Genomic DNA, 21,412 nt, shown 5'->3' with positions numbered 1-21,412 from the left:
AGCGATGGTTCCTGAAACGTGCAGTGAATTGTGAACCTCTCTCCTTACGAAGAGAGTGAGGGTGAGGCATAAATTTTCCTCACCCTGATCCTCTCCCGCAGAAGAGGAATAAAGCCGTTACTCGTCTTCTAACAATGCTTCGTATGCGGTCGCATCCAGCAGTGATTCCAGTTCGCTTTCATCGCTGGCTTTGATTTTAAAGATCCAGCCACCTGCATACGGTTCGCTGTTCACCAGTTCCGGGGAATCGCTCAGTGCGTCGTTTACCGCCACGATTTCACCGCTTACTGGCGCATAAATGTCTGACGCCGCTTTTACTGATTCGGCAACCGCGCAGTCATCGCCCGCGCTAACCGTTGCGCCCACTTCCGGCAGGTCAACAAACACCATATCGCCTAACAGCTCCTGGGCATGTTCGGTTATACCAACGGTGTAAGTGCCGTCGGCTTCTTTACGCAGCCATTCGTGTTCTTTGCTGTATTTCAGTTCTGCTGGTACGTTGCTCATCAATCAATCTCCAAAAAAGTAAATCACGCGACGGCTTTACCGTTACGCACAAAAACAGGTTTCGTCACTTTAACCGGCATTTCACGGTTGCGAATTTGCACAATCGCCGTTTCGCCAATACCTTCCGGCACGCGTGCCAGCGCAATGCTGTAACCCAGCGTCGGGGAGAAAGTCCCGCTGGTGATAATGCCTTCATGCTGGTTGCCCTGCGCATCGGTAAAACGTACCGGCAGTTCATTACGCAGCACGCCTTTTTCGGTCATCACCAGACCAACCAGTTTTTCTGTGCCATGCTCACGCTGCACTTCCAGGGCTTCACGACCGATGAAGTCACGATCTGCCGGTTCCCAGGCGATAGTCCAGCCCATGTTGGCGGCTAAAGGAGAAATAGTTTCGTCCATCTCCTGACCATAAAGATTCATGCCCGCTTCCAGACGCAGCGTGTCACGCGCGCCCAGACCGCATGGCTTAACGCCCGCTTCCACCAGCGCACGCCAGAAATCGGCCGCTTTTTCATTGGGCAGCGCAATTTCATAGCCCGCTTCACCGGTATAACCAGTGGTGGCAATAAACAGATCGCCCGCCTGCACGCCAAAGAACGGTTTCATCCCTTCCACCGCCTGACGCTGAGCATCATTAAACAGTGTGGCAGCTTTTGCCTGCGCATTCGGCCCTTGTACGGCGATCATGGAAAGGTCATCACGAACGGTAATTTCGATGCCGAAAGGTTCAGCGTGTTGGGTAATCCAGGAGAGGTCTTTTTCGCGGGTGGCGGAGTTAACAACGAGGCGGAAGAAATCTTCAGTAAAGTAGTAGACGATGAGGTCATCTATCACACCGCCAGAGGCATTCAACATCCCCGAGTAAAGGGCTTTGCCGCTTTTGGTGAGCTTCGCCACATCGTTCGCCAGCAGATAACGCAGAAACTCCCGGGTGCGGCTGCCGCGAAGATCGACGATGGTCATATGTGACACATCAAACATTCCGGCATCGGTACGTACCGCATGATGTTCGTCGATTTGCGAACCGTAATGCAGCGGCATCATCCAGCCGTGGAAATCCACCATGCGAGCGCCGCAAAGCGTGTGTTGTTCGTACAAAGGAGTCTGTTGTGCCATCTTGTCCTCATTGAATAAGCGGGGCTGACAACTTTTTCATGGTGAAATTATCACCACGAAACCCAGCATCGGAGCCACTCCCGGTCCCCAACGCAATCGTTCTCTTTTGCCTGAACTTACCACCGAAACAGACTGTTAACCATAAGGTAAAATTGATCATCACATTAGCTTATGGTTAAAAAACGCCAAAATCGCAACAGAATAAAAAACCAAAAAACACACCAGTTTCTATATAAAGATGATGCCATTAGAAAGCTAATTTGAATAAGGCAATATTAAGAGCTAAAAAAATGTCAAAAAACACTAAATCAAAAAATAATGACATTAGAAAATATAATGCGAAAACGGAGGTGAAATTAGTTTATTTCAAATGAGGAAAATCTCCCGGCGAAAAAACCGGGAGATGAAAGTGTGATGGGTATCAAATAAACAGCAGAAGAGAAATTTTTAACGCAGCCATTCAGGCAAATCGTTTAATCCCATTGCCTGGCGGATAAGTTGTGGTTTAACGCCAGGAAGCGTGTCGGCCAGTTTCAAACCAATATCACGCAGCAGTTTTTTCGCCGGATTGGTACCGGAAAACAGATCGCGGAATCCCTGCATACCAGCCAGCATCAGCGCCGCACTGTGCTTGCGGCTACGCTCATACCGGCGCAGGTAAATGTACTGCCCGATGTCTTTCCCCTGACGATGCAACCGTTTCAGTTCAGCAATCAGCTCTGCAGCATCCATAAAGCCGAGATTTACTCCCTGCCCCGCCAGCGGGTGAATGGTATGCGCGGCGTCGCCCACCAGCACCAGACGGTGCGCGGCAAACTGGCGCGCATAACGCCCCGTCAGTGGGAACACCTGACGCGCGCTCTCAACCTTGCATAAGCCCAGGCGATTATCAAAAGCGATATTTAACGCGCGATTAAATTCATCTTCACTTGCCTGCTGCATCCGCTGCGCTTCCTCTGGCGACAGTGACCAGACAATTGAGCAAAGATGCGGATCGCTAAGCGGTAAAAAGGCCAGAATGCCTTCGCCATGGAAAACCTGCCGCGCCACCGCATCATGCGGTTCTTCCGTGCGAATGGTCGCTACCAGCGCGTGATGCTGATAATCCCAGAAAGTCAGCGGAATATCTGCTTTGTTGCGCAACCAGGAATTAGCACCGTCCGCGCCAATCACCAGACGCGCCGTTAACATGCTGCCATCTTTCAGCGTCAGGAAAGTTTCATTTTCTCCCCAGGCGACCTGCTGTAATTCTGCGGGGGCCAACAGAGTGATATCTGACGACTGCTGCGCTTTGTTCCACAGCGCGTAGTGAATCACTGAGTTTTCAACGATATGCCCAAGATGGCTATAGCCCATGCTTTGATCGTCAAACGAAATGTGACCAAAACTGTCTTTGTCCCACACTTCCATACCGTGATAACAACTGGCCCTACGAGAGAGAATGTCCTGCCAGACGCCAAGACGGGTGAGTAATTTTTCGCTGGCGGCATTGATAGCCGAAACGCGCAGTTGTGGTGGTGCATCCGCCGCCAGAGGTTCCGGTACGCGCTGCTCCAGTACGGCAACGCGTAAGCCGCTCCCCTGTAAGCCGCAGGCAACCGCCAGCCCCACCATGCCGCCACCAACAATGGCTACATCAACACTTTGCATTGTTTATTCCTTAAAACCGCCTTCAACGCGCCACCCAACCGAGGGTGCGCTGCGCCAGCACATCGCGTGCCGGGGTGAATAATTCCATCGTCATCAGTCCGATGTTGCGCCCGACAACCAGCGGTGCCCAACGGTTGGCAAAAAGATGTACCAGGCTGTCCGTGACGCCGATGGTTGCTTCGCGATCGCTCTGTCGACGCTGTTGATAGCGGCACAATATGCCGTAATCACCGATGTCTTCTCCGCGCTCATGCGCCTGAGTTAGGGTTTCCGCAAGGCTCATGACATCTCGCATACCGAGGTTAAACCCTTGCCCGGCAATCGGGTGCAGAGTTTGCGCCGCATTGCCCACCAGCACGGTACGATGGGTAATAGCTCTGGCGGCGCGGGTTAACGCCAGCGGATAAGCACTGCGTTTACCGGCGTGGGTAATTTTTCCAAGTCGCCAGCCAAAGGCCGACTGGAGTTCACGGCAAAACTTCTCGTCGCTCCACGACAGCACCTCTTCGCGCCGTTCCAGTGGATGACACCAGACCAGCGAACAGCGTCCGTCAGACATCGGCAACATCGCCAGCGGGCCATGTTGCGTGAAGCGTTCAAAAGCGCGGCCTTCGTGCGCAACGGAAGTCGCAACGTTGGCAATCACGGCCAGTTGTTCGTAAGGCTCCTGCTGCCAATCAACGCCGCACGCGGTGGCTAACGCTGAATGGGTGCCATCAGCGGCTATCAGCACGCGGCCCGTCAGCATCTCGCCGCTCTCCAGCGTCACTTCAACGTGACTCTGAGTACGGGCAACGTTAGCTACGCGATCGGGGCAATGCAGCATTACGCCAGGTGCTTTTCGCAGCAATGCAAACAGCCGTTGCCCGACATTATGCAATTCGACAACCTGCCCCAGCGCCGCCAGTTGGTAATCTTCTGCGGCGAGGGTGACGAATCCAGCATGACCACGATCGCTGACATGCACGGTAGTGATGGCGGTTGCGCAATCAGCCAGAGATTGCCAGACGCCGATGCGCGCCAGTTGCTGACAGGTCCCCGCCGCTAGCGCAATAGCTCGTCCATCAAAGCCCGGATGAGCATGTGACTCTGGCGCGGTCGCTTCAATCAAATGTACCGGCAGCGCCCCGTGACTTAACCGGGAAATAGCCAGCGCCAGCGTCGCGCCCGCCATGCCGCCACCGACGATGATTACGCTCATTGCTTTCTCGCAGCTGCCATCAACGCTTCGATTTCTTCCGGCTTTTTCACCACGCTGGCGGTGAGGTTTTCGTTACCGGTTTCGGTAATCACAATGTCGTCTTCAATACGAATGCCGATACCGCGATATTGTTCTGGCACTTCTGCATCCGGCGCAATATACAGCCCTGGCTCTACGGTCAGTACCATGCCCGGTTCCAGAATGCGCGAGCGATCCTGACCATAAACGCCAACGTCATGGACATCTAGCCCTAACCAGTGGCTAAGGCCATGCATAAAGAAAGGACGATGGGCGTTCTGAGCGATCAGTTCATCAACATCACCTTTCAGAATGCCGAGTTTTACCAGGCCGCTAACCATGATGCGCACCACTTCACCGGTGACTTCCTGCATGGAAGTTCCCGGACGATACAGGCGCAAGCTGGTTTCGAGAGACTCCAGCACAATGTCGTAGATTTCACGCTGGGCCTGAGTGAATTTGCCGTTGACCGGGAAGGTGCGGGTAATATCGCCAGCGTAACCTTTGTATTCACAACCCGCGTCAATCAACACCAGGTCACCGTCACGCAGTTCACACTCGTTTTCGGTGTAGTGCAAAATGCAGCCGTTTTCACCGCTGCCGACAATGGTGTTATAGGAAGGATAGCGCGCGCCGTGGCGGTTAAATTCGTGGTGAATTTCGCCTTCCAGGTGGTACTCGAACATTCCCGGACGGCATTTTTCCATCGCCCGGGTATGCGCCAGGGCGGTGATTTCACCCGCGCGGCGAAGTACGGCAATCTCTTCTGGCGATTTGAACAGGCGCATTTCATGAACAATGGGACGCCAGTCGATCATCGTTGCCGGCGCGGTGAGATTTTGTCGCGAACCTTTACGCAGCTTTTCCAGCGCGCTGTTCACGATTTCATCAGCATAGGTATATTCGCCCTGGGCGTGGTAAACCACATCCAGACCATTAAGTAATTGATAAAGTTGCTGATTAATTTCGCTGAATGCCAGTGCGCGGTCAACGCCCAGTTTCTCTGGCGCGGCATCCTGACCTAAACGACGGCCAAACCAGATCTCCGCCGTCAGGTCGCGAACGCGGTTAAACAGAACGCTGTGGTTATGAGTGTCATCGCTTTTAATCAGCACCAGCACCGCTTCCGGTTCGTTAAAGCCGGTGAAGTACCAGAAGTCACTGTTCTGACGATAGGGGTATTCGCTGTCGGCGCTACGTGTTACTTCTGGTGCAGCAAAAATCAGCGCGGCGCTGCCGGGTTGCATTTGCTCCACCAGGGCCTGACGGCGACGCTGAAACTCTTGCCGGGATATCTCACTCATAACACTCTCCTTACGTTTTTTGTTTTTAGTGTAGAGTCGGTTTTTGTACTTCTGGCGCGGTCGGTTGCGGATGAGTAAAGGTGTCGTGGCATAACAGCGCGGCAACACGAACGTATTCGATGATCTCTTCAAGCGACATTTCAAGCTCTTCCTGATCTTCGTCTTCGTCGTAACCCAGTTGCGCAATGTTACGCAGATCGTCGATAGCTTCACCGGTTTCGCCGGTCACTTTATCCAGCTTCGGTTGCGTAACGCCAAGACCAAGCAGGAAGTGATTGACCCAACCTGCCAATGCATCAGCCCGATCGAAAACGCTGACATCATCGCCATCAGGCAGATAAAGCTGAAAAAGGAAGCCGTCATCCTGCAGGGCATCGCTGGTGGCAGAGTGCATTTTACGCAGTGCCTGTGCCAGCTCATGACCGAAAGCCATGCCTTCGTTCGTCAGGTCGTGAAGTAGCGGTAGCCATGAGCTGTCATCGTTACCGCCACATATCATCCCACTGATTAAACCATGCATCTCAGCAGGGGTCAGACCCGTCCCTTGTTGGTTCAGATACTGGTTCATTTCGTTGTAACCAGGCATTTCGTTCTGTATAGACATAAGCATTCGTCGTCAAAGGGAGGAATATTCATGATATGCTACCACTTTGGGCCCTGGTGGACCAGAAAAGGGCTTGTCTCTTCTCATCAGGGTAGCTATAGTGTCGCCCCTTCGCAGACCATGGGTCTAAAGACGAAGGCAGCGCAGTCAATCAGCAGGAAGGTGGCATGTCTGCACAACCCGTCGATATCCAAATTTTTGGCCGTTCACTGCGTGTGAACTGCCCGCCTGACCAAAGGGATGCGTTGAATCAGGCAGCGGACGATCTGAACCAACGGTTGCAAGATCTGAAAGAACGCACTAGAGTCACAAATACTGAACAGTTGGTCTTCATTGCCGCATTGAATATCAGCTATGAGTTAGCGCAAGAAAAAGCGAAGACTCGTGACTACGCGGCAAGTATGGAACAGCGTATTCGGATGCTGCAGCAGACCATAGAACAAGCGTTACTTGAACAAGGTCGCATCACCGAAAAAACTAACCAAAACTTTGAATGACACTTTTCGGTTTACTGTGGTAGAGTAACCGTGAAGACAAAATTTCTCTGAGATGTTCGCAAGCGGGCCAGTCCCCTGAGCCGATATTTCATACCACAAGAATGTGGCGCTCCGCGGTTGGTGAGCATGCTCGGTCCGTCCGAGAAGCCTTAAAACTGCGACGACACATTCACCTTGAACCAAGGGTTCAAGGGTTACAGCCTGCGGCGGCATCTCGGAGATTCCCTTCTTATCTGGCACCAGCCATGACGCAACTACCAGAACTCCCACTGACATTATCCCGACAAGAAATCCGCAAAATGATTCGGCAACGTCGTCGTGCGTTAACGCCGGAACAACAGCAGGAAATGGGTCAACAAGCCGCTACCCGGATGATGACTTATCCCCCGGTGGTGATGGCGCATACGGTCGCTGTATTCCTCTCTTTTGATGGTGAACTCGACACCCAGCCGCTAATAGAACAACTCTGGCGCGCCGGTAAGCGCGTATATCTTCCAGTTTTGCATCCCTTTAGTGCCGGTAATTTGCTGTTCCTGAATTACCATCCGCAAAGCGAACTGGTGATGAACAGGTTGAAGATCCATGAGCCAAAACTGGATGTGCGTGACGTGCTACCCCTTTCCCGATTAGACGTGCTGATCACACCGCTGGTCGCCTTTGATGAGTACGGTCAGCGCCTGGGAATGGGCGGTGGTTTTTATGATCGGACCTTACAAAACTGGCAGCACTATAAAACGCAACCGGTGGGTTATGCGCATGATTGTCAGTTGGTGGAAAAACTCCCCGTTGAAGAGTGGGATATCCCTCTTCCTGCGGTGGTTACACCGTCGAAAGTCTGGGAGTGGTAAGGGCGATACACCTGCATCGCCCTGATTGACATCGTTGATTCTTTAACCTAATTTAGTGAGTAAGGGTAAGGGAGGATTGCTCCTCCCCTGTGACTGACTGTTAATAAGCTGGGAAACTTATGAGTAACAGTACAATCAGTATGATGGCAAGTCGCATCATAACCCTTCTCCTTCAAGCCCTCGCTTCGGTGAGGGCTTTACCGTTACAGCCCCATGCTGCCCAGCTATCGTAAGCTCTCTTTAAATAACCACAACGCATTGATCTACCTTTAAATCTTTTCTTCGAGCGTGCTCGAAAAACCCCATGCAAAACAGAGATAATTTTTGGGAAAAAGGATCTATTACGGCAGTAAACGTGGGCGATGAAGTGGCTATCAAAAAGTTCGGTTCAGGGCGATGCACCCCGCATCGCCCTGATTGACATCGTTGATTCTTTGACCTAATTTAGTGAGTAAGGGTAAGGGAGGATGACTCCTCCCCTGAGACTGACTGTTAATAAGCTCCGAAACTTATCAGTAACAGTACAATCAGTATGATGACAAGTCGCATCATAACCCTTCTCCTTTAAGCCCTCGCTTCGGTGAGGGCTTTACCGTTACAGCCCCATGCTGTCCCGCCATCGTAAATCCCCATTAAATAAACACAACGCATTGATCTGACTTTGATTTATTTTCTGGAGCAGACTCGCAAAGTAGAATGCGCAACGCGGCAACGGTGTGGAGAAGGGATAAAAAAACGGGCAAGTCAGTGACCTGCCCGTTAATTTTCAGAGAAGGGGAATTAGTACAGCAGACGGGCGCGAATGGTACCCGGAATAGCTTTCATTGCCTGCAGCGCTTTTTCGGCAACGTCTTCGTCAGCTTCAATATCAATAACTACATAACCCATCTGGGCGGAAGTTTGTAGATATTGCGCGGCGATGTTGACGCCCTGCTCGGCGAAGATTTTGTTCAGCGCAGTTAGCACGCCCGGACGGTTTTCGTGGATGTGCATCAGACGACGACCACCATGCAGTGGCAGCGAGACTTCCGGGAAGTTCACCGCAGAGAGCGTTGAGCCATTGTCAGAATACTTGATCAATTTACCCGCAACTTCCAGGCCGATATTCTCCTGCGCTTCCTGAGTCGAACCGCCAATGTGTGGCGTCAGAAGGACGTTGTCGAATTCACACAGTGGAGAGGTAAATGGATCGCTATTGGTCGCCGGTTCCGTCGGGAATACGTCGATTGCCGCCCCCGCCAGATGTTTGCTCGCCAGCGCATCACACAGCGCCGGAATATCCACCACAGTACCGCGCGAGGCATTAATCAGCAGCGAGCCGGGCTTCATTAGCGAAATCTCTTTCGCGCCCATCATATTTTTGGTGGACGGATTCTCTGGTACATGCAGACTCACCACATCGCTCATATTCAGCAGGTCAGAAAGATGCTGTACCTGAGTGGCGTTGCCCAGCGGCAGTTTGTTTTCAATATCATAAAAGTAAACATACATTCCCAGCGATTCAGCCAGAATGCCCAATTGCGTACCAATATGACCGTAGCCGATGATACCCAGCTTTTTGCCGCGCGCTTCAAAAGAACCCGCCGCCAGTTTGTTCCACACGCCACGGTGCGCTTTAGCATTGGCTTCCGGCACGCCGCGCAATAGCAGCAGCAGTTCGCCAATCACCAGCTCCGCAACAGAGCGCGTATTTGAGAACGGTGCGTTAAATACCGGGATCCCGCGCTTTGCCGCCGCATCCAGATCAACCTGGTTTGTTCCGATACAGAAACAGCCAATAGCGACCAGTTTTTCTGCGGCGTTGATCACGTCTTCAGTCAGATGGGTACGGGATCGCAGGCCGATGAAGTGGGCATCGCGGATGGATTCTTTTAATTGTTCATCATCCAGCGCGCCTTTGTGAAATTCGATGTTGGTGTAACCAGCTGCACGAAGGCTTTCCAGCGCCTTTTGGTGCACGCCTTCTACCAGCAGAAACTTAATCTTGTCTTTCTCCAGCGATACCTTTGCCATTTACCCAATCCTGTCTTTTGAAATGTTGTGTGCGGATTTGCATCCGCCTTTCAACATATCAAAAAATAATATTGCGGCAATATGAACGTTTGCGTCGCGATGTTGAGGAAATATCACGCAAAGGTAATTCTTGGATGAATATGCTGGTTTAGAGGATTTATTTAGAGCAATCGACAATTGCCTGGTAAAAGCGTGACACATGTCACCAAATTTAATGAAGAGAATTTTTTTAACGGGGGAGGTTCCCCCGTCAGATCATTTCACAATGGTTTTGACACCGTCAGGTGTGCCAATCAGCGCAACGTCCGCGCCACGGTTAGCAAACAAGCCAACAGTCACCACGCCAGGAATCGCATTTATGGCGTTTTCCATCGCTATCGGGTCAAGGATTTCCATGCCGTGGACGTCGAGGATCACGTTGCCATTATCGGTCACCACGCCCTGACGGTATTCCGGACGACCGCCCAGTTTCACCAGCTGACGCGCCACTGCACTACGTGCCATCGGGATAACTTCTACTGGCAGCGGGAATTTACCCAGAATATCAACCTGCTTGGAAGCGTCTGCAATACAGATAAATTTTTCTGCAACCGAAGCAATGATTTTTTCACGGGTCAGCGCCGCGCCGCCGCCTTTGATCATTTGCATGTGGCCGTTGATTTCATCTGCGCCATCAACGTAGATGCCAAGGCTGTCGACTTCGTTGAGATCAAAAACGTGAATGCCGAGGCTTTTCAGTTTTTCAGTGGAAGCATCTGAACTGGAAACGGCCCCTTCAATCTGGCCTTTCATTGTACCGAGCGCGTCAATAAAGTGTGCGGCGGTGGAACCTGTACCTACACCAACAATGGTGCCGGGCTGAACATACTGAAGTGCCGCCCATCCTACTGCTTTTTTCAATTCATCCTGCGTCATGATCGTTTCGCCTGTGGTATGAAATTTCACACGCATTATATACAAAAAAAGCGATTCAGACCCCGTTGGCAAGCCGCGTGGTTAACTCATCCATAAAATATCGCGCAATGGCGGGCATCCCCTTTCGCCCCGCAAATAAAGCATACAACGATCTGGGTATGCCGCTCCACGGTGCGAACAGAGGCAACAACGCCACGCCATTCAACACAACCAGGGCGCGAACTCGCTGAGCGAAATGCATTAGCGCAAATCCCTGATCTTTTAAGCTGCGCGTTTAACCACGAATACAAATGTTACCCGCCGACGGCTTCGGTATATGCAACCTGACACAAAATTGTGTCATAGTGCAGGAAAAAGCATTTACCAGGAGCAGACAACAGCAATGAAACGCCCGGACTACAGAACATTACAGGCACTGGATGCGGTGATACGTGAACGAGGATTTGAGCGCGCGGCACAAAAGCTGTGCATTACACAATCAGCCGTCTCACAGCGCATTAAGCAACTGGAAAATATGTTCGGGCAGCCGCTGTTGGTGCGTACCGTACCGCCGCGCCCGACGGAACAAGGGCAAAAACTGCTGGCACTGCTGCGCCAGGTGGAGTTGCTGGAAGAAGAGTGGCTGGGCGATGAACAAACCGGTTCGACTCCGCTGCTGCTTTCACTGGCGGTCAACGCCGACAGTCTGGCGACGTGGTTGCTTCCTGCACTGGCTCCTGTGTTGGCTGATTCGCCTATCCGCCTCAACTTGCAGGTAGAAGATGAAACCCGCACTCAGGAACGTCTGCGCCGCGGCGAAGTGGTCGGCGCGGTGAGTATTCAACATCAGGCGCTGCCGAGTTGTCTTGTCGATAAACTTGGTGCGCTCGACTATCTGTTCGTCAGCTCAAAACCCTTTGCCGAAAAATATTTCCCTAACGGCGTAACGCGTTCGGCATTACTGAAAGCGCCAGTGGTCGCGTTTGACCATCTTGACGATATGCACCAGGCCTTTTTGCAGCAAAACTTCGATCTGCCTCCAGGCAGCGTGCCCTGCCATATCGTTAATTCTTCAGAAGCGTTCGTACAACTTGCTCGCCAGGGCACCACCTGCTGTATGATCCCGCACCTGCAAATCGAGAAAGAGCTGGCCAGCGGTGAACTGATTGACTTAACGCCTGGGCTATTTCAACGACGGATGCTCTACTGGCACCGCTTTGCTCCTGAAAGCCGCATGATGCGTAAAGTCACTGATGCGTTACTCGATTATGGTCACAAAGTCCTTCGTCAGGATTAATCCATCAAATAATGCCTGATAGCACATATCAGGCGTTGTCCTCACTTCTTTTTGTATTCCTTGAATCACATCACAAAATAGACAAATCTCAGGCGGCAAAAAACGACGTCTGAATGCATTTTTTTTGCTGGCGACAAACCCACGTAAAAAGCTCACCGTAGGCGCAAATACCCTCATTTTGATTGCGTTTTACGGAGCAAATAATGTCTAACGTGCAGGAGTGGCAACAGCTTGCCAACAAGGAATTGAGCCGTCGGGAGAAAACTGTCGACTCGCTGGTTCAGCAAACCGCGGAAGGGATCGCCATCAAGCCGCTGTATACCGAAGCCGATCTCGATAATCTGGAGGTGACAGGTACCCTTCCTGGTTTGCCGCCCTACGTTCGTGGCCCGCGTGCCACTATGTATACCGCCCAACCGTGGACCATCCGTCAGTATGCTGGTTTTTCAACAGCAAAAGAGTCCAACGCTTTTTATCGCCGTAACCTGGCCGCCGGGCAAAAAGGTCTTTCCGTTGCGTTTGACCTTGCCACCCACCGTGGCTACGACTCCGATAACCCGCGCGTGGCGGGCGACGTCGGCAAAGCGGGCGTCGCTATCGACACCGTGGAAGATATGAAAGTCCTGTTCGACCAGATCCCGCTGGATAAAATGTCGGTTTCGATGACCATGAATGGCGCAGTGCTACCAGTACTGGCGTTTTATATCGTCGCCGCAGAAGAGCAAGGTGTTACACCTGATAAACTGACCGGCACCATTCAGAACGATATCCTCAAAGAGTACCTCTGCCGCAACACCTATATTTACCCACCAAAACCGTCAATGCGCATTATCGCCGACATCATCGCCTGGTGTTCCGGCAACATGCCGCGATTTAATACCATCAGTATCAGCGGTTACCACATGGGGGAAGCGGGTGCCAACTGCGTGCAGCAGGTAGCATTTACGCTCGCTGATGGGATTGAGTACATCAAAGCAGCAATCTCTGCCGGACTGAAAATTGATGACTTCGCTCCTCGCCTGTCGTTCTTCTTCGGTATCGGCATGGATCTGTTTATGAACGTCGCCATGTTGCGTGCGGCACGTTATTTATGGAGCGAAGCGGTCAGTGGATTTGGCGCACAGGATCCGAAATCACTGGCGCTGCGTACCCACTGCCAGACCTCAGGCTGGAGCCTGACTGAACAGGATCCGTATAACAACGTTATCCGCACCACCATTGAAGCACTGGCTGCGACGCTGGGCGGTACTCAGTCACTGCATACCAACGCCTTTGACGAAGCGCTTGGTTTGCCTACCGATTTCTCAGCACGCATTGCCCGCAACACCCAGATCATCATCCAGGAAGAATCAGAACTCTGCCGCACCGTCGATCCACTGGCCGGATCCTATTACATTGAGTCGCTGACCGATCAAATCGTCAAACAAGCCAGAGCTATTATCCAACAGATCGACGAAGCCGGTGGCATGGCGAAAGCGATCGAAGCAGGTCTGCCAAAACGAATGATCGAAGAGGCCTCAGCGCGCGAACAGTCGCTGATCGACCAGGGCAAGCGTGTCATCGTTGGTGTCAACAAGTACAAACTGGATCACGAAGACGAAACCGATGTACTTGAGATCGACAACGTGATGGTGCGTAACGAGCAAATTGCTTCGCTGGAACGCATTCGCGCCACCCGTGATGATGCCGCCGTAACCGCCGCGTTGAACGCCCTGACTCACGCCGCACAGCATAACGAAAACCTGCTGGCTGCCGCTGTTAATGCCGCTCGCGTTCGCGCCACCCTGGGTGAAATTTCCGATGCGCTGGAAGTCGCTTTCGACCGTTATCTGGTGCCAAGCCAGTGTGTTACCGGCGTGATTGCGCAAAGCTATCATCAGTCTGAGAAATCGGCCTCCGAGTTCGATGCCATTGTTGCGCAAACGGAGCAGTTCCTTGCCGACAATGGTCGTCGCCCGCGCATTCTGATCGCTAAGATGGGCCAGGATGGACACGATCGCGGCGCGAAAGTGATCGCCAGCGCCTATTCCGATCTCGGTTTCGACGTAGATTTAAGCCCGATGTTCTCTACACCTGAAGAGATCGCCCGCCTGGCCGTAGAAAACGACGTTCACGTAGTGGGCGCATCCTCACTGGCTGCCGGTCATAAAACGCTGATCCCGGAATTGGTCGAAGCGCTGAAAAAATGGGGACGCGAAGATATCTGCGTGGTCGCGGGTGGCGTCATTCCGCCGCAGGATTACGCCTTCCTGCAAGAGCGCGGCGTGGCGGCGATTTATGGTCCAGGTACACCTATGCTCGACAGTGTGCGCGACGTACTGAATCTGATAAGCCAGCATCATGATTAATGAAGCCACGCTGGCAGAAAGTATTCGCCGCTTACGTCAGGGTGAGCGTGCCACACTCGCCCAGGCCATGACGCTGGTGGAAAGCCGTCACCCGCGTCATCAGGCACTAAGTACGCAGCTGCTTGATGCCATTATGCCGTACTGCGGTAACACCCTGCGACTGGGCGTTACCGGCACCCCCGGCGCGGGGAAAAGTACCTTTCTTGAGGCCTTTGGCATGTTGTTGATTCGAGAGGGATTAAAGGTCGCGGTTATTGCGGTCGATCCCAGCAGCCCGGTCACTGGCGGTAGCATTCTCGGGGATAAAACCCGCATGAATGACCTGGCGCGTGCCGAAGCGGCGTTTATTCGCCCGGTACCATCCTCCGGTCATCTGGGCGGTGCCAGTCAGCGAGCGCGGGAATTAATGCTGTTATGCGAAGCAGCGGGTTATGACGTAGTGATTGTCGAAACGGTTGGCGTCGGGCAGTCGGAAACAGAAGTCGCCCGCATGGTGGACTGTTTTATCTCGTTGCAAATTGCCGGTGGCGGCGATGATCTGCAGGGCATTAAAAAAGGGCTGATGGAAGTGGCTGATCTGATCGTTATCAACAAAGACGATGGCGATAACCATACCAATGTCGCCATTGCCCGGCATATGTACGAGAGTGCCCTGCATATTCTGCGACGTAAATACGACGAATGGCAGCCACGGGTTCTGACTTGTAGCGCACTGGAAAAACGTGGAATCGATGAGATCTGGCACGCCATCATCGACTTCAAAACCGCGCTAACTGCCAGTGGTCGTTTACAACAAGTGCGGCAACAACAATCGGTGGAATGGCTGCGTAAGCAGACCGAAGAAGAAGTACTGAATCACCTGTTCGCGAATGAAGATTTCGATCGCTATTACCGCCAGACGCTTTTAGCGGTCAAAAACAATACGCTCTCACCGCGCACCGGCCTGCGGCAGCTCAGTGAATTTATCCAGACGCAATATTTTGATTAAAGGAATTTTTATGTCTTATCAGTATGTTAACGTTGTCACTATCAACAAAGTGGCGGTCATTGAGTTTAACTATGGCCGCAAACTTAATGCCTTAAGTAAAGTCTTTATTGATGATCTTATGCAGGCATTAAGCGATCTCAACCGGCCGGAAATTCGCTGTATCATTTTGCGCGCGCCGAGTGGATCCAAAGTCTTCTCCGCAGGCCACGATATTCACGAACTGCCGTCTGGCGGTCGCGATCCGCTCTCCTATGATGATCCATTGCGTCAAATCACCCGCATGATCCAAAAATTCCCGAAACCGATCATTTCGATGGTGGAAGGTAGTGTTTGGGGTGGCGCATTTGAAATGATCATGAGTTCCGATCTGATCATCGCCGCCAGTACCTCAACCTTCTCAATGACGCCTGTAAACCTCGGCGTCCCGTATAACCTGGTCGGCATTCACAACCTGACCCGCGACGCGGGCTTCCACATTGTCAAAGAGCTGATTTTTACCGCTTCGCCAATCACCGCCCAGCGCGCGCTGGCTGTCGGCATCCTCAACCATGTTGTGGAAGTGGAAGAACTGGAAGATTTCACCTTACAAATGGCGCACCACATCTCTGAGAAAGCGCCGTTAGCCATTGCCGTTATCAAAGAAGAGCTGCGTGTACTGGGCGAAGCACACACCATGAACTCCGATGAATTTGAACGTATTCAGGGGATGCGCCGCGCGGTGTATGACAGCGAAGATTACCAGGAAGGGATTAACGCTTTCCTCGAAAAACGTAAACCTAATTTCGTTGGTCATTAATCCCTGCGAACGAAGGAGTAAAAATGGAAACTCAGTGGACAAGGATGACCGCCAATGAAGCGGCAGAAATTATCCAGCATAACGACATGGTGGCGTTTAGCGGCTTTACCCCGGCGGGTTCGCCGAAAGCCCTACCCACCGCGATTGCCCGCAGAGCTAACGAACAGCATGAGGCCAAAAAGCCGTATCAAATTCGCCTTCTGACGGGTGCGTCAATCAGCGCCGCCGCTGACGATGTACTTTCTGACGCCGATGCTGTTTCCTGGCGTGCGCCATATCAAACATCGTCCGGTTTACGTAAAAAGATCAATCAGGGCGCGGTGAGTTTCGTTGACCTGCATTTGAGCGAAGTGGCGCAAATGGTCAATTACGGTTTCTTCGGCGACATTGATGTTGCCGTCATTGAAGCATCGGCACTGGCACCGGATGGTCGAGTCTGGTTAACCAGCGGGATCGGTAATGCGCCGACCTGGCTGCTGCGAGCGAAGAAAGTGATCATTGAACTCAATAACTATCACGATCCGCGCGTTGCAGAACTGGCGGATATTGTGATCCCTGGCGCGCCACCGCGGCGCAATAGCGTGTCGATCTTCCATGCAATGGATCGCGTCGGTACCCGCTATGTGCAAATCGATCCGAAAAAGATTGTCGCCGTCGTGGAAACCAACTTGCCCGACGCCGGTAATATGCTGGATAAGCAAAATCCCATGTGCCAGCAGATTGCCGATAACGTGGTCACGTTCTTATTGCAGGAAATGGCGCATGGGCGTATTCCGCCGGAATTTCTGCCGCTGCAAAGTGGCGTGGGCAATATCAATAATGCGGTAATGGCGCGTCTGGGGGAAAACCCGGAAATTCCTCCGTTTATGATGTATTCGGAAGTGCTACAGGAATCGGTGGTGCATTTACTGGAAACCGGCAAAATCAGCGGGGCCAGCGCCTCCAGCCTGACAATCTCGGCCGATTCCCTGCGCAAGATTTACGACAATATGGATTACTTTGCCAGCCGCATTGTGTTGCGTCCGCAGGAGATTTCCAATAACCCGGAAATCATCCGTCGTCTGGGCGTCATCGCTCTGAACGTCGGCCTGGAGTTTGATATTTACGGGCATGCCAACTCAACACACGTAGCCGGGGTCGATCTGATGAACGGCATCGGCGGCAGCGGTGATTTTGAACGCAACGCGTATCTGTCGATCTTTATGGCCCCGTCGATTGCTAAAGAAGGCAAGATCTCAACCGTCGTGCCAATGTGCAGCCATGTTGATCACAGCGAACACAGCGTCAAAGTGATCATCACCGAACAAGGGATCGCCGATCTGCGCGGTCTTTCCCCGCTTCAACGCGCCCGCACTATCATTGATAATTGTGCACATCCTATGTATCGGGATTATCTGCATCGCTATCTGGAAAATGCGCCTGGCGGACATATTCACCACGATCTTAGCCACGTCTTCGACTTACACCGTAATTTAATTGCAACCGGCTCGATGCTGGGTTAATGACTCGTCCCGTCACGATCTTCAGCAATATGCTGAAGCATCGTGGCGGTATAACGATGATTTCTGATTGAATAAAGATATTCCTGCATATACATCGGCCTGTGCGGCGCATCAAAATATTTCAGCGTTGCCGGATTCACCAGTCGCCAGGCAAAATGCGGGATCACCGTCAGAAAATGTCCGCGCTCCACGGCGCTGATTTTGGCCATAAAACTGTAGGGACGATAAATAATGGTTGGATTGATCCCACAAGGTCGCATATTCGCATCAATCATTGCTTCGAAGTTGGCCCGGTTCTGAAAGCGCATTTGTAGCCAGGGCAGCTCCTGAAGCAGCTCTTGCTCTTGACGCTCTTCATAACGGCGAGAAACGAGAAAGCCTAATCGCAGCGGTGGTAGTTCACTGATAGTCAGGTTTTCCAGTTCCTGAACTCGTGCAGATACATGCTGTGGGGAGATAATAAAATCTAACTGGCGGTCAAAAAGATTATCGATAACGCCGTTTTCGCTGAACTCAACTGGCTGGGCGGTCACGCCTTCATACTTATCTCCGAGACTAATCAACTGATCGAAAATAATTGTCGGATAAGTATTATCTATGCCAATCACAATTTCTCGTGAACGACGTCCTGAGTTATGGATTTCATTATCAATCGCAGAAAGCCGTTGATAAACCGGGAACAGTTTTTGATACAGTTCCTGACCGGCTTTATTGAGGCTGATATTATTATCTTTGCGGGTAAATAGCGTATAGCCAATTTGTTCTTCCAGCGCGGCAATGCTTTTACCAAATGGCGAAGCCGTCATATGGATTTTTTCTGCCGCCCGGGCAATATTATTGGTTTGCGCTAATAAAATGAAATTGCGCATCTTTTTCGAAATAAAAATGTCCATCCCCCCTCCCCGCATCCTTGTCCGCTTAACCGTTTCAGTCAGCCTATCCTTGATGAAACCGCGAGCAAAGATAGGTGATTACGTCATGGTTTTACAGAAAATTACAGAAAAAGGAGGCAATATCGGGTAAAGGCATTAGCCCGACGAATACGTCGGGCTACAAGTATTATTGTGCTGCAGGTGTTTTAGCGGGTTGTTGATCCACAGGTTCTAACTGGAAGACCACATCGACCTGATCATCAAACTGAATAGCGGCCTGCTCGTAAGTTTCCTGGGCAGACACCGGCGCGGCATCGGCTTTCATCATCCGCACCATTGGGCTGGGCTGATAGTTGGAAACATGGTAGCGCACGCTATATACCGGCCCCAGTTTACGATGAAAGCCGTTCGCCAGTTCCTGCGCCTGATGAATCGCGTTATCAATCGCTGCCTTACGCGCTTTGTCTTTATAGGCATCCGGCTGCGCCACGCCCAGCGACACAGAACGAATTTCGTTAAGACCCGCCTTCAGCGCGCCATCCAGCAAGGAATTCAGTTTGTCTAACTGACGGAGCGTGACTTCCACCGTTCTCACAGCGCGGTAGCCTTTCAGGATACTTTTACCATCCTGATAATCATAATCTGGCTGGGTGCGTAAATTCGCTGAGCTGATATCTTTTTTCGCGATCTGATTGAGTTCAAGGAAGGAAATGTATTGTGCGACGCGCTCATCTGCCTGTTTCTTGGCTGTAGCGGCATCCTTCGCGGCCACGTTAACTTCAATCGCAAGAGTGGCAATGTCTGGCACCGCATCCACACTTGCCGTACCGGAGGTGACAATATGCGGTCCATCCGGCAATTCGTTAGCCTGCGCTGCCATCCCGCTAATACCCATTAATGCCGCCAGGGCGATAATTTTGAACTTCACGTTAGTCTCTCCGTGTTAATTGACTTGCCCAAAATTCAGGACCTCTGGAGGCAAGCTTAGCGCCTCTGTTTTATTTTTCCATCAGATAGCGCCTAACTGAACAAGGCTTGTGCATGAGCAATACCGTCTCTCGCCAGCTGCAAGGCTATAAACCACATGACACATCCCACTACCAGATTGATAATGCGCTGTGATTTTGCCGTGCGCAGGCGCGGTGCCAGCCAGGCTGCGAGAATAGCCAGACCAAAGAACCACAGGAAAGAGGCGCTAATTGTCCCGAGCGCAAACCAACGTTTTGGTTCGACGTCAAGCTGCCCGCCAAGGCTGCCCAGTACAACAAAAGTATCCAGGTAAACATGCGGATTCAGCCAGGTCACTGCCAACATGGTGGCGATAATTTTCCATCTGCCTTGCTTCAGGACTTCGGCACTAGCTAACTCAATATTACTACTCATCGCTGTTTTAAAAGCGCCAAAACCATACCACAGCAAGAAGACTACGCCGCCCCAGGTGACCAGCGCCAGCAACCACGGCGACTGCATCAATAACGCGCTACCACCAAAAATCCCCGCGCAAATCAGGACCAAATCGCTGATAGCGCAAAGTAAGGCAATCATAATGTGGTACTGACGACGAATGCCCTGATTCATCACAAAAGCATTTTGTGGGCCGAGCGGCAGAATCATAGCTGCCCCAAGAGCAAGACCTTGAAAGTAATAAGAAAACACGTTGGATATTCCGAATTAAGTATCTGATGCAGAGACTATATCGCGGGATTGTTATTAGCGGAAATTGATAATATTAATTGGCAATCAGAATAACTAATAAGAGAGAGGCCAGAGAGTATTATCTGGCCTCAGCGTTGATTACGCAGCTTTGTCTTCTTTCACCCGCTTAAAGTTCACATCCATTTGCGGGTACGGGAAGCTGATACCGGCGGCATCAAATTCACGTTTAATACGCTCCAGCACATCCCAGTACACGTTTTGCAGATCGCCGCTGTTGCTCCAGACGCGGACCACGAAATTAATCGACGATGCACCAAGTTCGTTCAGGCGCACAGTCATTTCGCGATCTTTCAAAATGCGATCTTCAGACTGGATAATATTGGTCAGGATCTGCTTAACCTGATCGATATCGGAATCATACGCCACGCCAATAATAAATTCGTTACGGCGAACTGGCTCGCGGGAGAAGTTAATAATATTTCCGGCAATAATTTTACCGTTCGGAATAACGATAATTTTACCGTCTGCAGTACGCATGGTGGTGGAGAAAATCTGCACACTCAGCACAGTACCGGCTACGCCGCCGAGGTCAACATATTCTCCGGCACGGAACGGGCGGAACATGACAAGTAACACGCCAGCGGCCAGGTTAGAAAGTGACCCCTGCAAAGCCAGACCAACAGCTAAGCCTGCGGCACCGAGTACAGCAATGACTGACGCTGTTTGTACACCCACGCGTCCCAGGGCAGCGATTAGCGTAAAGGCGATAATACCGTAACGGACTAATGCAGAAAGAAAATCAGCAACAGTGGCATCGATTTTACGGGAGATCATCAGGCGATTCACCGCGTTGGAAATCATCCGCGCGATAATCAAACCAACGATGATGATCGCGAGTGCCGCCACGATGTTTACTGCATAACTTAGCAGCAGCGCCTGGTTAGCTACCAGCCAGCTTCCCGCGCCGTTTATGCTATCGACAACATTCAAATCTTCCATTCAATATTCCTTTTCAACTGACTCAAAATGGAGAAATACACTCCGCCGCCTTATGACGGGCAGTCTGACAAGGGTAAACAATAAAGCATAATTTTGCCAAATAGATCACAGATTTCTCATCTGAATCACCTTGCTTTTGGCGAAAAAATCCCCGCAGAGCGGGGCTCAGACAGATATCAATGTGCGCTTTGTCATGCCGGATGCGGCGTGAACGCCTTATCTGGCCTACAAAAACCTGCAAATTCAATATATTGCAGGATACGTGTAGGCCTGATAAGCGTAGCGCATCAGGCAATTTTG

23 protein-coding genes, 1 other RNA gene and 1 pseudogene are annotated in these 21,412 nt (G+C 51.6%); 10 read left to right on the top strand and 15 right to left on the bottom strand.

Translation table 11 applies throughout. The annotated features are described in order from the left end of the window. Nucleotides 1-117: 117 nt before the first annotated feature. Both gcvH and gcvT read right to left on the bottom strand, forming a co-directional pair. Complete coding sequence (gene gcvH / locus E0D98_RS00710) at nt 118-507, bottom strand: glycine cleavage system protein GcvH (protein WP_001295377.1); 390 nt, start codon at nt 505-507, stop codon at nt 118-120. 23 nt (nt 508-530) lie between these two features. After that, nucleotides 531-1,625: a glycine cleavage system aminomethyltransferase GcvT gene (gene gcvT, locus E0D98_RS00705; RefSeq protein ID WP_000068701.1), complete on the bottom strand. Its 1,095-nt coding sequence runs from the start codon at nt 1,623-1,625 to the stop codon at nt 531-533. Nucleotides 1,626-1,915: 290 nt separating this feature from the next. Between gcvT and E0D98_RS00700 the strand changes: the two genes are divergently transcribed. Next, a complete protein-coding gene (locus E0D98_RS00700) occupies nt 1,916-1,999 on the top strand; it encodes a hypothetical protein (protein ID WP_122056850.1) in 84 nt (27 codons plus the stop codon). A gap of 73 nt (nt 2,000-2,072) precedes the next feature. On the opposite strand, the gene ubiI is transcribed toward E0D98_RS00700, so the two are convergent. The 4 genes from ubiI to ygfB are packed head-to-tail and all read right to left on the bottom strand — an operon-like array spanning nt 2,073 to nt 6,402. After that, nucleotides 2,073-3,275, bottom strand: a complete 1,203-nt coding sequence (gene ubiI, locus E0D98_RS00695) for an FAD-dependent 2-octaprenylphenol hydroxylase (protein WP_001192185.1) — start codon at nt 3,273-3,275, stop codon at nt 2,073-2,075. A gap of 22 nt (nt 3,276-3,297) precedes the next feature. After that, nucleotides 3,298-4,476, bottom strand: coding sequence for a 2-octaprenyl-6-methoxyphenyl hydroxylase (gene ubiH / locus E0D98_RS00690; RefSeq protein WP_000111171.1), 1,179 nt, complete (start codon nt 4,474-4,476; stop codon nt 3,298-3,300). Further along, complete coding sequence (gene pepP / locus E0D98_RS00685) at nt 4,473-5,798, bottom strand: Xaa-Pro aminopeptidase (protein ID WP_001290141.1); 1,326 nt, start codon at nt 5,796-5,798, stop codon at nt 4,473-4,475. The genes ubiH and pepP overlap by 4 nt, the downstream gene beginning before the upstream one ends. 25 nt (nt 5,799-5,823) lie before the next feature. Beyond that, nucleotides 5,824-6,402, bottom strand: a complete 579-nt coding sequence (gene ygfB, locus E0D98_RS00680; RefSeq protein ID WP_001295378.1) for a UPF0149 family protein YgfB — start codon at nt 6,400-6,402, stop codon at nt 5,824-5,826. Nucleotides 6,403-6,569: 167 nt separating this feature from the next. On the opposite strand from ygfB, the gene zapA reads away from it, so the two are divergent. The 3 genes from zapA to E0D98_RS00665 all read left to right on the top strand — a co-directional run bounded on the left by zapA (nt 6,570) and on the right by E0D98_RS00665 (nt 7,747). Further along, nucleotides 6,570-6,899 (top strand): cell division protein ZapA, encoded by a 330-nt coding sequence (gene zapA, locus E0D98_RS00675; protein WP_001276008.1) that lies wholly within the window; start codon nt 6,570-6,572, stop codon nt 6,897-6,899. Nucleotides 6,900-6,940: 41 nt separating this feature from the next. Then, nucleotides 6,941-7,124: non-coding RNA, 6S RNA (gene ssrS, locus E0D98_RS00670), on the top strand. 20 nt (nt 7,125-7,144) lie between these two features. After that, nucleotides 7,145-7,747 carry a 5-formyltetrahydrofolate cyclo-ligase gene (locus E0D98_RS00665; RefSeq protein WP_000192748.1) on the top strand — a complete coding sequence of 201 codons (603 nt, stop codon included), beginning with the start codon at nt 7,145-7,147 and terminating at the stop codon, nt 7,745-7,747. Nucleotides 7,748-7,847: 100 nt separating this feature from the next. On the opposite strand, the gene E0D98_RS00660 is transcribed toward E0D98_RS00665, so the two are convergent. The 5 genes from E0D98_RS00660 to E0D98_RS00640 all read right to left on the bottom strand — a co-directional run bounded on the left by E0D98_RS00660 (nt 7,848) and on the right by E0D98_RS00640 (nt 10,916). Further along, a complete protein-coding gene (locus E0D98_RS00660; RefSeq protein ID WP_001387035.1) occupies nt 7,848-7,907 on the bottom strand; it encodes a type I toxin-antitoxin system Ibs family toxin in 60 nt (19 codons plus the stop codon). Between the two features lie 332 nt (nt 7,908-8,239). After that, nucleotides 8,240-8,299 (bottom strand): type I toxin-antitoxin system toxin IbsC, encoded by a 60-nt coding sequence (ibsC, locus tag E0D98_RS00655; RefSeq protein WP_071524576.1) that lies wholly within the window; start codon nt 8,297-8,299, stop codon nt 8,240-8,242. Between the two features lie 228 nt (nt 8,300-8,527). Continuing rightward, nucleotides 8,528-9,760, bottom strand: a complete 1,233-nt coding sequence (gene serA / locus E0D98_RS00650; protein ID WP_001151604.1) for a phosphoglycerate dehydrogenase — start codon at nt 9,758-9,760, stop codon at nt 8,528-8,530. Nucleotides 9,761-10,015: 255 nt separating this feature from the next. Beyond that, nucleotides 10,016-10,675, bottom strand: a complete 660-nt coding sequence (gene rpiA, locus E0D98_RS00645) for a ribose-5-phosphate isomerase RpiA (protein WP_000189743.1) — start codon at nt 10,673-10,675, stop codon at nt 10,016-10,018. Nucleotides 10,676-10,730: 55 nt separating this feature from the next. Further along, complete coding sequence (locus E0D98_RS00640; RefSeq protein ID WP_050877098.1) at nt 10,731-10,916, bottom strand: hypothetical protein; 186 nt, start codon at nt 10,914-10,916, stop codon at nt 10,731-10,733. A 141-nt stretch (nt 10,917-11,057) separates the two neighbouring features. Here E0D98_RS00640 and argP point away from each other — a divergent pair, with 141 nt between their 5' ends. The 5 genes from argP to scpC all read left to right on the top strand — a co-directional run bounded on the left by argP (nt 11,058) and on the right by scpC (nt 17,585). After that, nucleotides 11,058-11,951 (top strand): DNA-binding transcriptional regulator ArgP, encoded by an 894-nt coding sequence (gene argP, locus E0D98_RS00635; RefSeq protein ID WP_000828351.1) that lies wholly within the window; start codon nt 11,058-11,060, stop codon nt 11,949-11,951. A gap of 203 nt (nt 11,952-12,154) precedes the next feature. Beyond that, nucleotides 12,155-14,299, top strand: coding sequence for a methylmalonyl-CoA mutase (gene scpA, locus E0D98_RS00630; protein ID WP_000073248.1), 2,145 nt, complete (start codon nt 12,155-12,157; stop codon nt 14,297-14,299). After that, on the top strand, nt 14,292-15,287 hold the full coding sequence (meaB, locus tag E0D98_RS00625) for a methylmalonyl Co-A mutase-associated GTPase MeaB (RefSeq protein ID WP_000606525.1): 996 nt from the start codon (nt 14,292-14,294) through the stop codon (nt 15,285-15,287). Before scpA ends, meaB begins: the two co-directional genes overlap by 8 nt. 10 nt (nt 15,288-15,297) lie before the next feature. Next, the gene (scpB, locus tag E0D98_RS00620; protein WP_000122079.1) at nt 15,298-16,083 is read left to right on the top strand and encodes a methylmalonyl-CoA decarboxylase; all 786 of its coding nucleotides are present in this window, start codon (nt 15,298-15,300) and stop codon (nt 16,081-16,083) included. 23 nt (nt 16,084-16,106) lie between these two features. After that, nucleotides 16,107-17,585, top strand: a complete 1,479-nt coding sequence (gene scpC, locus E0D98_RS00615) for a propionyl-CoA:succinate CoA transferase (protein ID WP_000449968.1) — start codon at nt 16,107-16,109, stop codon at nt 17,583-17,585. On the opposite strand, the gene E0D98_RS00610 is transcribed toward scpC, so the two are convergent. From E0D98_RS00610 to mscS, 4 genes are all read right to left on the bottom strand, one after another. Beyond that, nucleotides 17,582-18,478, bottom strand: a complete 897-nt coding sequence (locus tag E0D98_RS00610) for a LysR family transcriptional regulator (protein ID WP_000350807.1) — start codon at nt 18,476-18,478, stop codon at nt 17,582-17,584. The two genes, scpC and E0D98_RS00610, sit on opposite strands and share 4 nt — an antisense overlap. A 166-nt stretch (nt 18,479-18,644) precedes the next feature. Next, nucleotides 18,645-19,385 carry an oxidative stress defense protein gene (locus tag E0D98_RS00605; protein ID WP_000669340.1) on the bottom strand — a complete coding sequence of 247 codons (741 nt, stop codon included), beginning with the start codon at nt 19,383-19,385 and terminating at the stop codon, nt 18,645-18,647. Between the two features lie 92 nt (nt 19,386-19,477). Next, the gene (gene argO, locus E0D98_RS00600) at nt 19,478-20,113 is read right to left on the bottom strand and encodes an arginine exporter ArgO (protein ID WP_000493360.1); all 636 of its coding nucleotides are present in this window, start codon (nt 20,111-20,113) and stop codon (nt 19,478-19,480) included. A gap of 138 nt (nt 20,114-20,251) precedes the next feature. Beyond that, complete coding sequence (gene mscS / locus E0D98_RS00595) at nt 20,252-21,112, bottom strand: small-conductance mechanosensitive channel MscS (RefSeq protein WP_000389818.1); 861 nt, start codon at nt 21,110-21,112, stop codon at nt 20,252-20,254. Nucleotides 21,113-21,307: 195 nt separating this feature from the next. On the opposite strand from mscS, the pseudogene E0D98_RS28385 reads away from it, so the two are divergent. Beyond that, nucleotides 21,308-21,406, top strand: a pseudogene (locus E0D98_RS28385) (hypothetical protein); the annotation flags it as partial. Nucleotides 21,407-21,412 lie beyond the last annotated feature (6 nt).

This window comes from Escherichia sp. KCJ4928, assembly GCF_004352695.1.
Lineage (GTDB): Bacteria > Pseudomonadota > Gammaproteobacteria > Enterobacterales > Enterobacteriaceae > ECMA0423.
This window is presented reverse-complemented; position numbering and strand designations above follow the sequence as displayed.